Source organism: Bacillus sp. KNSH39 (assembly GCF_052656585.1).
The window spans coordinates 3,524,085-3,537,888 of sequence record NZ_JBQXYO010000001.1 but is presented as its reverse complement, the minus strand read 5'-3'; the positions used below and the strand labels follow the sequence as shown (position 1 = coordinate 3,537,888).

16 protein-coding genes and 1 pseudogene are annotated in these 13,804 nt (G+C 32.9%); 14 read left to right on the top strand and 3 right to left on the bottom strand.

Translation table 11 applies throughout. The annotated features are described in order from the left end of the window. Positions 1-19: 19 nt before the first annotated feature. Both ACUL40_RS18185 and ACUL40_RS18180 read right to left on the bottom strand, forming a co-directional pair. Positions 20-1,144, bottom strand: coding sequence for an LCP family protein (locus tag ACUL40_RS18185; RefSeq protein ID WP_065382497.1), 1,125 nt, complete (start codon positions 1,142-1,144; stop codon positions 20-22). Between the two features lie 83 nt (positions 1,145-1,227). Continuing rightward, a complete protein-coding gene (locus ACUL40_RS18180; RefSeq protein ID WP_000926669.1) occupies positions 1,228-1,863 on the bottom strand; it encodes a YigZ family protein in 636 nt (211 codons plus the stop codon). 236 nt (positions 1,864-2,099) lie between these two features. Between ACUL40_RS18180 and ACUL40_RS18175 the strand changes: the two genes are divergently transcribed. From ACUL40_RS18175 to ACUL40_RS18110, 14 genes are all read left to right on the top strand, one after another. Further along, entirely contained in the window at positions 2,100-2,942 is an 843-nt protein-coding gene (locus tag ACUL40_RS18175) for a DegV family protein (RefSeq protein ID WP_000684725.1), read from the top strand. Between the two features lie 172 nt (positions 2,943-3,114). Then, positions 3,115-3,429, top strand: a complete 315-nt coding sequence (locus ACUL40_RS18170; protein WP_000400857.1) for a winged helix-turn-helix transcriptional regulator — start codon at positions 3,115-3,117, stop codon at positions 3,427-3,429. A gap of 148 nt (positions 3,430-3,577) precedes the next feature. Further along, complete coding sequence (locus ACUL40_RS18165) at positions 3,578-5,023, top strand: C40 family peptidase (protein ID WP_000499476.1); 1,446 nt, start codon at positions 3,578-3,580, stop codon at positions 5,021-5,023. 126 nt (positions 5,024-5,149) lie between these two features. Further along, positions 5,150-6,499: an ATP-dependent helicase ComFA gene (comFA, locus tag ACUL40_RS18160; RefSeq protein WP_000225359.1), complete on the top strand. Its 1,350-nt coding sequence runs from the start codon at positions 5,150-5,152 to the stop codon at positions 6,497-6,499. Further along, positions 6,499-7,203, top strand: coding sequence for a ComF family protein (locus tag ACUL40_RS18155; RefSeq protein WP_033693505.1), 705 nt, complete (start codon positions 6,499-6,501; stop codon positions 7,201-7,203). Before comFA ends, ACUL40_RS18155 begins: the two co-directional genes overlap by 1 nt. A 126-nt stretch (positions 7,204-7,329) precedes the next feature. Further along, positions 7,330-7,527, top strand: a complete 198-nt coding sequence (cspC, locus tag ACUL40_RS18150) for a cold shock protein CspC (RefSeq protein ID WP_001990088.1) — start codon at positions 7,330-7,332, stop codon at positions 7,525-7,527. Positions 7,528-7,849: 322 nt separating this feature from the next. Then, positions 7,850-8,392, top strand: coding sequence for a ribosome hibernation-promoting factor, HPF/YfiA family (hpf, locus tag ACUL40_RS18145; RefSeq protein ID WP_000671185.1), 543 nt, complete (start codon positions 7,850-7,852; stop codon positions 8,390-8,392). 271 nt (positions 8,393-8,663) lie between these two features. Beyond that, positions 8,664-9,146: a hypothetical protein gene (locus ACUL40_RS18140; RefSeq protein WP_445422792.1), complete on the top strand. Its 483-nt coding sequence runs from the start codon at positions 8,664-8,666 to the stop codon at positions 9,144-9,146. Between the two features lie 117 nt (positions 9,147-9,263). Beyond that, positions 9,264-9,833, top strand: a complete 570-nt coding sequence (locus tag ACUL40_RS18135) for a hypothetical protein (RefSeq protein ID WP_001211060.1) — start codon at positions 9,264-9,266, stop codon at positions 9,831-9,833. 27 nt (positions 9,834-9,860) lie between these two features. Continuing rightward, the gene (locus tag ACUL40_RS18130) at positions 9,861-10,649 is read left to right on the top strand and encodes a hypothetical protein (protein WP_000120052.1); all 789 of its coding nucleotides are present in this window, start codon (positions 9,861-9,863) and stop codon (positions 10,647-10,649) included. After that, entirely contained in the window at positions 10,636-11,331 is a 696-nt protein-coding gene (locus ACUL40_RS18125; RefSeq protein WP_000466505.1) for a hypothetical protein, read from the top strand. The genes ACUL40_RS18130 and ACUL40_RS18125 overlap by 14 nt, the downstream gene beginning before the upstream one ends. A 71-nt stretch (positions 11,332-11,402) precedes the next feature. Beyond that, positions 11,403-12,158, top strand: a complete 756-nt coding sequence (locus tag ACUL40_RS18120) for a hypothetical protein (RefSeq protein ID WP_002094202.1) — start codon at positions 11,403-11,405, stop codon at positions 12,156-12,158. Between the two features lie 3 nt (positions 12,159-12,161). Further along, the gene (locus ACUL40_RS18115; protein ID WP_000371033.1) at positions 12,162-12,800 is read left to right on the top strand and encodes an ATP-binding cassette domain-containing protein; all 639 of its coding nucleotides are present in this window, start codon (positions 12,162-12,164) and stop codon (positions 12,798-12,800) included. Between the two features lie 41 nt (positions 12,801-12,841). Beyond that, positions 12,842-13,369, top strand: a complete 528-nt coding sequence (locus ACUL40_RS18110) for a hypothetical protein (RefSeq protein ID WP_033671094.1) — start codon at positions 12,842-12,844, stop codon at positions 13,367-13,369. On the opposite strand, the pseudogene ACUL40_RS18105 reads toward ACUL40_RS18110, so the two are convergent. After that, positions 13,366-13,515, bottom strand: a pseudogene (locus tag ACUL40_RS18105) (tyrosine-type recombinase/integrase); the annotation flags it as partial. The gene ACUL40_RS18110 and the pseudogene ACUL40_RS18105 sit on opposite strands and share 4 nt — an antisense overlap. Positions 13,516-13,804: the final 289 nt, after the last annotated feature.

Below are 13,804 nucleotides of genomic sequence, written 5' to 3'. Positions count from 1 at the left end.
GGATAGATTGGGCCTTTTTTTACGGCTGATTGCGCATAATCCACTCTGCATGAGCATTTGTAGAAGGTGGCGGATCAGTTGGTGTGTTATTTTGGTTTGTCTCTTTTTTTGTTTGTTCGTTAGAGGTAGAACTTGAATTTGAATCAGGATTTGAGTTGTTTTTTATATTTGGATTTTTTGCTTTTCCTCCTAATTCTTTTTCAATTTCGTTACGCACCGTTTCTACACTGATTGGATCTGGAAGGAAGTAATAAATACCGCCTATCTTTTTGTCTTCGCCTTCAAGCTTTAACGTTTGCATTGTAGAAGGATCAAATCCAGAAAGTTTATTGTAAAGAGCAAGTCCGTCTGAAATAGGAATGTCGGTTTTTATATATTTTCCAACGACAGCTGTTAAATCTTTAATTTTAAATACAGTAGAGGTGGAGTTTAGTTTATGAGCAACAGCGGCCAGTAATTGTCTTTGTCTAGCAGCTCGACCATAATCGCCATTTGGATCTTGCTTTCGCATACGGACGTAAGCAAGTGCTTCTTCACCGTTTAAGTTTTGCTGTCCTTGCTTAAATTGAATTTTTTTGTAGTAATCCACGTCAGAGCGCTCCCAGAAATCGAAGGGTACGTCAACGGTAACGCCGCCAACAGCATCAACGATACCTTTAAAGCCTTGGAAATCAATTTTCAGATAATGGTCTACAGGAACTTTTAGAAAGCCTTCGACAGTTTTGATTGCCATTTCTTCTCCGCCGTAAGCATGGGCAGCGTTAATTTTGTCTTCCTTATTTTTGCCAACAATTTTAACTCGAGAATCACGAGGAATACTCATAAGTGAAATCTTTTGCGTTTTTGGATTGACTGTTGCAAACATTAATGAGTCTGTACGACCATTTTGACCATCTGTCGCATAATCTTCTATACCCATAATGAGAATTGTAAAAGGTTCTTTTGTAATTTCTACATCTTTGTCTCTTAAATCTGATTTTTCACGAGTAAAACCACTATATATCCCCATAAGAGAAGAGTAAGAATTTAATACATAAACTCCTATACTGCCAAATAAAAATGCGAAAATAAGGAAGAAGAAAAGTTTCCTTCTTCGCTTCTTTTTTATTCTGCTATTTTGGAGATGATAATAACGTTCTTCCATATATAATCTCCTTAGTTCGTTAGTTCATTTGTAGGGAAGTAATTCACTACATTAATCTTTGAAGGTGATAAATAGGGTTATGCTTAGATAACATCTTGTTCTAAGTACAACATATCTCCTTCTGTAATTGTACATTTCCCGTTTGTTAATTCAATCATCCAATCTGTAAATGCTTGTTTGCCGTCTTCTTCTACATACGTATCAAATGTGACATTTTCTAGATAATGAATATCTTTAATGGCATATTTTGAATTGCGTAATTCATTTTCCACTTTGCCAAGTAATGTGTAATCAATCTCGGTTTGCATCACACGCATTAGTTTTCGCTGGACAACACCGACATGATTAATGCCTTCGCTTGTACACTTTCCATATGCACGAATTAATCCACCTGCACCAAGTTTAATGCCACCAAAATAGCGTGTTACGACAACAACGGTATCTTTTAGTCCACGTTTTTTTAGTACTTCCAGCATTGGTACGCCAGCTGTACCGCTAGGCTCGCCGTCATCATTTGCTTTTTGAATATGATCTTGTTCGCCAATTAAATAAGCGGAACAATTATGTGTTGCATTCCAATGTTGTTTTTTTATTTTTTGTATAAATTCTTGAGCCTCTTCCTCAGTCGTTGCTCGGCTAATATAACAAATAAATCTTGATTTTTGAATGACGATTTCGTGTTCGCCGTAGTCTTTGATTGTTAAATATTGTAATAGCACTTGTGTACGCCCCTATCTATCAAAATGACTAGTACTTTCCATTTTAAAAGCGAGCCTTTTTATATTCAAACATTTTTTCTAAATATGCTGAAGTTTTTGGTGAGTATTTTATCTTTTTGTTGTAATTTGTCGAGATGGTAGGTATAATTTCAACCGGCATTTTCATGTATGGATGCACCATTTGTAGTTTTCGTGTAAAATTAGGAAATAAAACTTTTTATAAGGCAGGTACGAAAATGAAAATAGCTATTGTTACTGATAGTACGGCATATATACCGAAGCAAATTCGTGATGAACTCAATATATATATGATTCCATTAAACGTTGTGTTTGGAACAGAATCTTATCAAGAAGAAGCTGAAATTTCAGCAGATGATTTTTATGTGAAAGTACGTGAACAAGAGGAACTTCCAAAAACTTCTCAACCAGCAATCGGAAAGTTTGTTGAGCTATATGAAGAACTAGCTAAAGATTATGATGCAGTTATTAGTATTCACCTATCAAGTGGAATTAGTGGTACATATCAAACATCAACGACAGCTGGACAGATGGTAGAGGGTATTGATGTATACACGTATGACTCTGAAATTAGTTGTGAAGTACAAGGATTTTATGTGCGTGAAGGTGCAAAGTTAGCAAGTGAAGGAAAGAACCCAAAAGAGATTATCGCTCGTTTTGATGAAATGAAGAAAACGATGGACGCCTATTTTGTAGTTGATGATTTACATCATTTACAACGTGGTGGTCGATTGAATAGCGCGCAAGCTTTCATCGGCAGTCTGTTACAAGTGAAGCCAGTTTTATATTTTAGAGATAAAATCATTATTCCGTTTGAAAAGATTCGTACACGTAAAAAAGCATTAAAACGTATCATTGAAATTTTTGATGAGCAAGCAAGTAAAGGTGTACCTATGGAAGCAGTTATCATTCATGCACAACGTGAAGAAGAAGCGAATGAATGGAAGAAAGAATTAGAAGCAAAATATCCTCACGTCACAATTCGTACAGGTTATTTTGGAGCTGTAATTGGTACGCACTTAGGTGAAGGTGCATTAGGTCTTGGATGGTATACGAAGTAATAAAGATATAAAAAGCTCTCTTTTTAAGAGGGTTTTTTTACGGGTATGTTACGTTTAGTTGACAAGTTAATATTTGGAAATGGTAAAATGTACGTAAAATAAAATAATGAGGAAAGTTTTATAACTTACTTTTTACAAGAAACTATATTATAATAGAAGAGAGGTGAAACATATGGAGCATAATTCTTGTTTATGTCCAAAGTTTGAGTCAGCTTTTACTCTGCTTAGTAAGAAGTGGACTGGCTTAATTATTAAATCTTTGCTTGAAGAGTCGAAACGTTTTAGAGAAATCGCAGATATTATCCCAAATATGAGCGATCGTATGTTGTCAGAGCGTTTGAAGGAATTGGAAAGCGAGGGCATTGTAGTTCGTAATGTCTATCCAGAAGTACCAGTTCGAATCGAGTATGGCTTAACTGACAAGGGGAAAGCGTTAGAAAGTGTTATGGATGAGGTCCAAAATTGGGCTGAGAAATGGATGAAGTAGCATTTCATTTGTATTCGTATATTTAATAAAACGTAAGGGATTCCTTACGTTTTTTCTTTGTTTATAGAAGTAAGAAAAGTATGTAAATTTCTACACACACATACAAAAATATACGAATTTTGCGCTAGAGCTACATATAATATTACATTTGTTTTACAAAAACGTAACATTAGCAAAAAAAATCCCGAATTATGGTATAAATTTTATAGGTTATATACGGAAAAAGAAAAAAGAAAGCGGTGTAAAAAATAAAATGAAAAAGCTAAAAATGGCATCTTGCGCATTAGTTGCAGGGTTAATGTTTTCTGGGCTAACACCAAATGTATTTGCAGAAGATAAAATTTCTGACGTGAAATCACAAATTAATACACAAAATGACACTTTACATAAACAACAACAAGAACGTGATGAATTACAAAAGCAAATGAATGACTTAAACAAAACAATTCAAGGTTTAGATAAATCTGTTCAAGAGAATGCTGCAAAGCTTGATGAAACAACGAAAAAAGTTGCTGATACTGAGCAATTAATTGAAAAGAAAAATAAAGATATTGCAGAATTACAAACAAAGATTGCAAAACGTGAAGAACTATTAAGAAAGCGTTTAGTTGCACTTCAAGAACAACCAAATACGAACGTTGTAACAGAAGTTCTTGTAAACTCTAAAAACATTGCAGATTTAGTTGATCGTTTAACTTCTGTTTCTAAAATTCTTGAGTCTGATGAAGATATCATGAAAACACAACAAGAAGATCAAGCTAGTGTGAAAAAAGATGTTGCAACGGTAAAAGAGAAACAAAAAGAATTAAAAGAAGCACAAGCTCAAATTGAAACTGCTAAGAAAGATCTTGACGCTGAAAAAGCGAAAAAAGAAACTGCAGTAAATGATTTAAGCGGTAAAATGGAAACAGTTGTAACTACAATGACAAGTACGGAAAGCCAATTAAAAGAGCTTGAGCAACAGGCATTAAAATTACAACAAATTGCTGAAAAAGAAGCGCAAGAAAAAGCTGCACAAGAAGCTGCTGCTCAAAAGCAAGCAGAGCAAGCTGCTAAAGACGCGCAAGCTCAGCCAGCACAGCAACCAGCGGCGGCTCAACCAGCACAAACGCAAGCTCAACCAGCAGCTCCAGCAAATAATGCTGTACAAGCTCCAAAAGAAGAGTCTAAAAAAGAAGAACCTAAAAAAGAAGAAGCGAAAAAACCAGCACCAGTAGTAACAAATGATGGTGGCGGAAGACAAGATGTTGTTGAAAAAGCTAAAGGCTTAGTAGGTCTAAAATACGTATGGGGTAGTGCGTCAATTTCAAACGGTGGTTTTGACTGCAGTGGTTTAATCTCTTACGTTTACGGTTTAGGTCGTCAAGATACTAGAAGTCTATGGAGTTCTGTACAAAAAATCAGCCCATCTGAAGCAAAACCAGGAGACCTTATCTTCTTACAAGGCACATATAGAGCGGGCGTATCTCACGTTGGAATTTACATTGGTGGCGGTCAAATGATTCATGCTGCTGATGAGTCAACAGGCGTTGCTTATGGTAGCGTAAATAGCTCTTACAACCAAAAACATTTCTTAGGTTACGGAAGATTATAGAATTATAATTCAATAAAAAAAGTGTATAAAGTCGATAGCTTACTATTTTATAAGTAGGTTATCGGCTTTTTTGAGTTTTTACGAGATGATGAGAAAGGTTTATAGTAGTGCTGGAGGTGATTGTTGATGGTAGCGGGGAAACAGTTGCTATTAGAAGAACTTTCTTCAGATTTACAGAGGAAATTAAACGATTTGAAAAAGAAGGGAGAGATCGTATGTGTACAAGGTGTAAAAAAGAAGAATTCTAAATATATGTGCCAACGCTGTGGAAATGTAGATCGGCGGCTATTTGCGTCGTTTTTATGTAAAAGGTGCAGTAAAGTGTGCACATATTGCCGGAAGTGTATAACGATGGGGAGAGTAAGTGAATGTGCTGTACTTGTTCGCGGGATTGCTGAAAGAAAGAGAGAAAAGAATTCAAATTTGTTACAGTGGAACGGGACGTTGTCTACTGGCCAGAATTTGGCGGCGCAAGGAGTTATAGAGGCTATTAAGCAAAAAGAATCATTTTTTATTTGGGCTGTATGCGGGGCTGGGAAAACAGAGATGTTGTTTTACGGTATTAACGAAGCGCTTCAAAAAGGAGAAAGAGTTTGTATCGCAACGCCAAGAACGGATGTTGTTTTGGAATTAGCACCGAGATTACAAGAAGTATTTCCATATATAAAGGTAGCGGCTTTATATGGAGGGAGTGTAGATAAAGAAAAAGATGCAGTACTAGTCGTTGCGACCACGCATCAATTATTACGTTATTATAGGGCGTTTCATGTCATAGTTGTAGATGAGATAGATGCTTTTCCATATTGTGCAGATCAAATGTTACAGTACGCGGTAAAACAAGCGATGAAAGAAAAAGCGGCGCGTATTTATTTAACTGCGACTCCAGATGAAACGTGGAAGCGAAAATTTAGAAAAGGTGAACAAAAAGGTGTTATTGTTTCTGGACGATATCACCGTCATCCGTTGCCAGTTCCTCTATTTTGCTGGTGCGGAAATTGGAAGAAAAGCCTCAACCGTGAAAGAATTCCTCGAGTTTTACTACAATGGTTAAAGATGTACTTAAACAAAAAGTATCCTGTTTTTTTATTCGTTCCCCATGTACGATATATAGAAGAAATAAGCTCGTTATTGAAATCATTGCATAATAAAGTTGAAGGGGTACATGCAGAAGATCCGATGAGAAAAGAGAAAGTCGCAGCGTTCAGAAAGGGAGAAATCCCATTATTAGTTACAACGACAATTTTAGAGCGAGGCGTAACGGTGAAAAATTTGCAAGTTGCAGTTTTAGGGGCGGAAGAAGAAATATTTTCAGAAAGTGCGCTCGTACAAATTGCGGGCCGAGCAGGGCGGAGCTTTGAAGCACCATATGGAGAGGTCATTTATTTTCACTATGGCAAGACAGAGGCGATGGTGCGCGCGAAAAAACATATTCAAGGTATGAATAAAAATGCGAAAGAACAAGGATTGATCGATTAATGCATTGTTTACTTTGTGATGAGTGTTTTGTAGAAAAGGTTAGTTGGTACACTTTTTTTGTAAAGTGTCATAGAAAATATATATGTGATAGATGTGAGCAGAAACTTTCCTATATTATAGGAGAAATTTGCATGGAGTGCGGGCGACCTTTAGAATTTGTTCCTGTCTCATTTCAAGAAGACGGTATTTGTATAGATTGTATAAGGTGGATGAAAGAGGAGAAGTATCGTTCTTTTAAAAACCGTTCGTTATATATGTATGATGATGAGATGAAAGAAATAGTAGCGCAGTTTAAGTTTCGGGGGGATGCAGAGTTAGTGCACATTTTTTATCGTCCTTTTCGAAGTTTATTTCAAAAGTGTTTTGCCAATGTTTCAACTGTTATCGCTGTTCCGCTTAGTAAGGAAAGGGAAATTGAACGTGGTTTTAATCAAGCTGAGTTATTAGCAACTTGTTTGCCTGTCAAAATTTCTTATCCATCATTAAGAAGAAGGGAAACAGAAAAGCAAAGTAAGAAGACACGTAAAGAAAGGGTGTCAGGAAGCAATCCTTTTTATTTTCAGGGAGAAGAGATGTTTTCTGGGCAACATATTTTACTCGTTGATGACGTGTATACGACAGGGATTACAGTTAGGCAAATCGGAAGTTTGTTATATGAAAGAGGGGCAAGGGAAGTATCTAGTTTGACACTTTGTAGAAGTTAATATGACAGTGTCGAAAGGGATAATAAAAAGGCGATAAGTCTTCTTTGACTTCATATGTTGTCATTCGTTATAGTCAAAATATGGGGCGAATGCCCTGATTTTTAGAGTGAAGGGAATGGAATGAACATGCAAGGAAGAGTGAAATGGTTCAATGCAGAAAAGGGATTTGGGTTTATTGAGCGTGAAGATGGTGACGATGTATTTGTCCATTTTTCTGCTATTCAACAAGATGGGTATAAGTCATTGGAAGAAGGGCAACAAGTAGAGTTTGACATTGTAGATGGAGCACGTGGACCACAAGCAGCTAATGTTGTGAAACTGTAGGGTATATTGTTTTGGGAAGAGAAAGCTGCGTTTGTGGCAACGTTATATATATGTAGTAGAACCTCTTGTTTTTCGCAAGGGGTTTTTGTTATAGGGTAAGTTGTCAAAAAGTTGTTTCTTTTCTGTAACGAATTGTCCACAGAAATATTCGTTATTCACGATGTTAATAGGATAAAATAAAGATAGAAACGATGCATCTTTTCATTTCAACAAAAAACGATAAAAAAATCGCAATTCCACTAATTTTTTTAAAAAAGTTAGAAGGAGTTTTTAAGCCAATGTCGAAATTATAGTACATAGGCTTGAAAGGAGGAATTCATCTATGAAATTCAACATTCGTGGTGAAAATATTGAAGTAACTCCAGCATTAAAGGAATATGTAGAGAAAAAACTAAGTAAGTTAGAGCGTTATTTTGATACATTCCCAGAGATTAAAGTTAATTTAAAAGTATACTCTGACAAGCAACGTGTCGAGGTAACAATCCCATTTACTGATTTATTACTTCGTGCAGAAGAAACTAATAGCGATATGTACGCTGCTATCGATTTAGTAGTTGATAAAATTGAGCGACAAATTCGTAAACATAAAACAAAAGTAAATCGTAAGTTACGTGAGAAAGGTTCTATAAAAACGAACTTTATCCTTCCGGAAGCAGTAGCTGTTTTGGATGAGGTAGAAGAAGATGAATTAGAACTTGTACGTACAAAACGATTCGATTTAAAACCGATGGACGTTGAAGAGGCAATCCTACAAATGGATATGCTAGGACATAATTTCTTCGTCTTCACAAATGCTGATACAAACGAAACTAATGTTGTATATGGCCGTAAAGATGGGAAATACGGTTTAATCGAAACTAAATAATAATTCGAAAGCGTAGCCGAAATGGCTGCGCTTTTTTGTATTGAGATTTTGAATGTGATTATCTCCATAAGTATGTACTTGTTAGGAGTATACTAATTTTGTTTAATTTAGCAATATTTTATAATTGTAAATAAAATATTAAGTTTTCTGGAATCAATTGATAGTGTATTTTGCTTTTGTTATCTTAAAATTGCATTATATAGATTTAGTTTGTTTCTTTAGTAAAAAAATAAAATCAATATAATGCTACAAATTATCGGAGGTGCTTTTAGTGAGCATTAAGAAAAAAAGTCGTTTTATGTTTGGATCTGTTTTATCGTTAGGTATTTTAGCTAGTACTTTTGCTTTAACCGAACCTACTAAGGCTGATACAAAGGATGATCATGTAGAATTTACCTTTAGACTTTGGAATGCATATGATTTTACTAATGCACGTCCTAAAGAGACACCTACTTCTATGTATATGCGTGTAAAGAGTAGTGAGAAGGGCGGTGGTTCTTTTAACGTTTGGACAGAAGCTGATAAAAATAAAGGTAAAGGTAATAGAGATTGGGTAAATGTTTCAGGTGAGTCGGGTAAGCATGAAGGAACGGTGAAACCAGGTAAAACGTATCTTTTCCAAAATTACGCATATGAAAACTATGGAAAAAATGTACCTGTGAGATTTGGTGGTTATTCTAGAGAAAATAATGCTTATCCTACTGCTTGGAGTCCTGATAGTGTAAGACCAAGTGGACCTTACACTGAATATTGATTTAGAAATTATAAATTGAAATTATTTATTGTGTAGTACTAGAAAAAGTCGTATAGTTCAGAGTCTTGATTATACGGCTTTTCCTGCTATTTCATTTTTAAAATAGGAGGAGTTGTAATGAGGTTTATCTCAAGATATATTTTAGTTTGTTTTTTTATATTGAGTATTAGTTTCTTAGTTTCTTGTCAAAAGAAAGTAGATGAACCGATTGTAAATATTGAAGATACTTTAACGGAAAAAGATAATTTGAAAAGTATTCAGTTACAAGAAATTAAGAAAAATACTATTGTTGAACAAGTGTTTTTAAAAAGTGAAAATGGTCATGATTTCTTTCAAGGTCAAATAGAAAGAAATGATAGCTTAATAGAGGATAAGCTTTCAAATAAAAAATTAAAGTCAGGAGTGATACCAGAAAATTATTATGTTTTTTTAACGGGTGTGACGAATAAGAAAAAACCAACGTATCTTTTGGGACGGATTGAACAAATTGATGGAAAAATAATTCAGTGGAAACAAGAAGTTAAGAGTGTAAAAAGAAAAGGTACAAATGATGTTTATCAGTATGAAGTTGAGTTTCCTAAATTTGAAGGAGAGAGAGCAAATGTTTCTTTTCGTTACATTTGGTTAAATAAAGAAAATAAATGTTATGGTGTTGCGGATCAATTGTTCATATTAAAAAAGATTTAAATTTAATGGTTTATGGAGGAGCTATAGATGAGTTACTTTTTAGGAAGGATTTTAAAAGGTAGGATGTTTTGGTTGTCTGTATTTATTATGTTAGTAATTGTTATTGCTCAATATATTGCTATGTTTGTGACAACTAAAGGATTTAATGATGCTGGGATTATAAAGGTATCTCCATATTTATCTAACATTTTACATTTTAATAGATTACCATTTTATAGTGAATTTTATCTACTTATATTTCCTATGATTTCTGCAATGGCTGTAGCTGGGATTTATAGAATTGATAAAAATTATGGATTTATTTATCCTGTCATTTCTAAGATGGGAACGCGTCATTATTTTAGATTACTTTATTGTATTAATTTTATAGTATCTTTTTTTATTATAAGTGTCCCTTTACTATTTCATTTTTATTTATATGCGATGACTTATCCGACAGTTGCTCCGCATCCGATATTAAATTATATGGCGGCTACTGTTTCACCAACAGCTCAATTTAATACGGTTTATTATGAGTATCCTACTTTATATTTTCTAATGTATGTATTTTTAAATAGTTTATACGGTGCAGTTTTTTCGAGTTTAGCTTTATCAGTTTCGTTTTTTATAAAACGAGTTTATTTTGTTTATTTAGTTCCATTTATTTTACATATTTTTTGGCTTGGTATTGGAAAAGGGATTCTCAATCCTAAAGATTATTTAATTAAAGATTTTGGCTTTTTTGAATTACAAATTTTTCTTAGTGTACTGTTATGTATTTGGTTTTGTTCTGTAGTTCTTTATTTACGGGGGAGTAGGAAGCATGTTCTTTTATAATGTTATGAAAGAAACTATAAGGATGAAATATGTTTGGTTAAGTATTCTCTTTTTACTTAATGTCAGTATCATTGGTTGTTTGTTCAATTATTTTGAAACCGGAATTATAAAAGAGAAAATGAACGAATTGGAAGTTTTGTATAAGGTTATGTCGTTTTATAATTTATCGACTATATTTATTCCTTTAACTATCGTTTTTTCTGTATATTCTATGTCGAATTTTTTTAGTATTTATGTTGTTTACAGAGTGAATAATGCATTGAAATTAGTTTCCATATATTATTTGAAGCTATTTGTTTTTGTTTACTTTTTTGCTGGGAGTATGATTTTACAGTTGTTTTTGATGTCAAATATGATGGCTGTAACTAGTGTTGATGTAAATTATCCATTATTATTTTGCATTCAATTATTTGCGAGTGTTTTTATATGTATGATAAGTGCTTTATTGCAATTATTTTTACCTAGTTTACTTGTAATAATATGTATGATTACTGCTGTTTTATTAGATAGATTTATATTACATGGATTTTTATTTACAAATGCTTTTTATATAAATGTCTTTGAAGATGCTACTGGTATATGTATACGCTTATTTGTCTGTCTTTTTATCTTTTTTATAAGTGTATGGATTTTATCTAAAAAAAGTTATATTTCTATGAATGATGAGACAGAGGTGATCTAGTTTACATTATGATCTTATATTATTTGTTAAAAAGAGATTTACATGTAAGGTTTCGAGATTCCATCAAGATAATGGCTTTTTTATTCTTAATTTATGCTATTATTGCAATTGCTTTTTTATACAATCAGCCTCTTAGTAATGGTAAAGAATCTGTATTAGTAGATGTTACCTTTTATCGATTTTTTCATGGAGTAGACTTTGTGGATTTATCTTATTTTTATAAGGAGGGGCGATTTTCTATCCCTTTTTATTGGATATTCTTTCAAATCACTCCTTTGTTGCTTGTAGGCAATTTTGCTTTTTCAGATATTCAACAGAATGGTGTTTATTTATTTCCTCGTGTTAAGAAGAAGCATTTTCTGTGGTTAACGAAAATGCTATCTTTGTTTTTTTACATAGTTTGTATTTGGGTTGTTATGTATTTTATTTGGTTTACGGTGTACTATTTGCTTACTTTTGGCGAGAGTTCTTTATATAGTCAATTTTCTTATAAAATATTAGGTACTATGCTAATTCAAATAATTATAAGTTTTTTATTAGCTTTGATTTTTGAGTTTTTAACTTTTTATATACCGATAACTATTGTTTTTGTACTAATGTTGTTGTACCTATTTTTGTCTATTTTCTTTCATAGTATTTATTTTTTAGGCTCTTTTGTTATGCCAAATCGTTGGTATTTTGTTGATCACAGTTCAATTCAATTGACTTTAGGTAATAATCAATCTATTCAATGGAATGATTTACTCCTAATAGGGGTAGTAATTGTTGTTGTAATGATTTTATTAGGTAGTTTTTGTTTTAAAAAACTAGATGTGATAGGTGAATAATTTATGGACAATTATATTAAATGTGAATGTATGACGAAAAGATTAAAAGGAAATGTTGTGTTAGATAATATTAATTTGTCAGTAAAAAAAGGCGAATTTTTAGTTTTGAAGGGGCATAATGGCTCTGGTAAAACGATGATTTTACGCGCTATCTCAGGGTTAATGCGTTTGAATTCTGGAGTTGTTTATATAGATAATGAAATAATTGGAAAACAAAAGCAATTTCCTGATTCTATGGGAATATTGATTGAATATCCAAGTTTTATTCCAGGGTATACTGGTTTTCAGAACTTGAAATTTTTATCATCGATTAACAATAAAATCTCCGATGAGGAGATTTATAATATTATTCAAAGGGTTGGGCTTGATAAAACAGATAAGAGAAAGTATAAAAGATACTCTTTAGGTATGAAACAACGTTTAGGGATAGCGCAAGCTTTAATGGAACAACCAAAATTACTGTTATTAGACGAGCCAACTAATGCTTTAGATAGTGATGGGATAAAAGATGTTTTAGATATTTTGAAAGTAGAAAAAGCCAAGGGAACGACTATTGTTGTAGCCAGTCATGATTTGCATGTTCTAGATAATGAAATGGTAGATCGTATTGTACATGTTAATAATGGAAAGTTGGTAGATTAAGAGTGACGAGAAAACATATCTTAATAAGTATTGGATTGTGTCTGTTGCTATGTATATTTGCTAGTTTATTAAGATTTAAAACATTAAATCTTAATAATGAATCTTATAAAGTGGTAAAAGATGAGTTTTTATCTAATAGAACTTTTGAAGATGGGCAAGGAGTTACGTTTCATGCACTTAATCCTCTTGATCCTACAAAAGTTTATGACCCCTATGAAGACCGTGAAGTAGTGACGTATGTTTTACCTTTAGATATTACAAATACAACAAATCGAGATATTAACTTGCTTAGTAATAAGTCTATTTCCGATACAATGTTTTATTCTAAAATAGGTGAGTTTTATAATTTAATCCCTTATTCAATGGAATTACCTAAAAAATATCAGTTTGATCCTGTAATACCTGCTGGTAAAACAGTACGAGGGTATATAGGGACAAATTATTTTATAGGAGATGACCCTTATAAAAATTATAAAAACTTTTCAAATGAATCAACTAAAGTGAAATTCATTTCGTGTATAAAAGATAAGGAAGGGAAATATCATGAATTAGAAATACCGATAAATTAATAAAATTTATGATTGATACAGCTATATTTTAATGTTGTTTGTAGATCTTGCAACATAACAATATCTTTTAAAGTCGGGTTTTTTTTGTAGGTGTAAGTATCTATGGATGCTACACCTGCGAAGTTTCCGGCTTTTTGTAATTGTTGATTTAGATTTTATTAAGGAATTTTTGGTAGTCATATTCTTTAAAAGGAAACTTGAAAGAATATGACTTAGATTTAATACGAAATTTGTAACGTGAAATTGAAATAGCGAGACAGAGAAAAGGAACGTAACAAATGAAATAAAAACTTTTTCTGAATATGAGGCCCGACATCTTGCCGATTGTTGTCATAGTTATAAGACAAGTGTTACAATTATCATTAGGTATATACATTTTAGTTTTTTTAATTAGGAGAAAAATTGGCATAACATACATTTGATTTTTATAACGAC

Coding starts and splice junctions, on each gene's coding strand:
- ACUL40_RS18185 (WP_065382497.1), bottom strand. CDS start 1,144: ATGGAAGAACGTTATTATCATCTCCAAAATAGCAGAATAAAAAAGAAG.
- ACUL40_RS18175 (WP_000684725.1), top strand. CDS start 2,100: ATGAAAATAGCTATTGTTACTGATAGTACGGCATATATACCGAAGCAA.
- ACUL40_RS18170 (WP_000400857.1), top strand. CDS start 3,115: ATGGAGCATAATTCTTGTTTATGTCCAAAGTTTGAGTCAGCTTTTACT.
- comFA (WP_000225359.1), top strand. CDS start 5,150: ATGGTAGCGGGGAAACAGTTGCTATTAGAAGAACTTTCTTCAGATTTA.
- ACUL40_RS18155 (WP_033693505.1), top strand. CDS start 6,499: ATGCATTGTTTACTTTGTGATGAGTGTTTTGTAGAAAAGGTTAGTTGG.
- cspC (WP_001990088.1), top strand. CDS start 7,330: ATGCAAGGAAGAGTGAAATGGTTCAATGCAGAAAAGGGATTTGGGTTT.
- hpf (WP_000671185.1), top strand. CDS start 7,850: ATGAAATTCAACATTCGTGGTGAAAATATTGAAGTAACTCCAGCATTA.
- ACUL40_RS18135 (WP_001211060.1), top strand. CDS start 9,264: ATGAGGTTTATCTCAAGATATATTTTAGTTTGTTTTTTTATATTGAGT.
- ACUL40_RS18130 (WP_000120052.1), top strand. CDS start 9,861: ATGAGTTACTTTTTAGGAAGGATTTTAAAAGGTAGGATGTTTTGGTTG.
- ACUL40_RS18125 (WP_000466505.1), top strand. CDS start 10,636: ATGTTCTTTTATAATGTTATGAAAGAAACTATAAGGATGAAATATGTT.
- ACUL40_RS18120 (WP_002094202.1), top strand. CDS start 11,403: ATGGCTTTTTTATTCTTAATTTATGCTATTATTGCAATTGCTTTTTTA.
- ACUL40_RS18115 (WP_000371033.1), top strand. CDS start 12,162: ATGGACAATTATATTAAATGTGAATGTATGACGAAAAGATTAAAAGGA.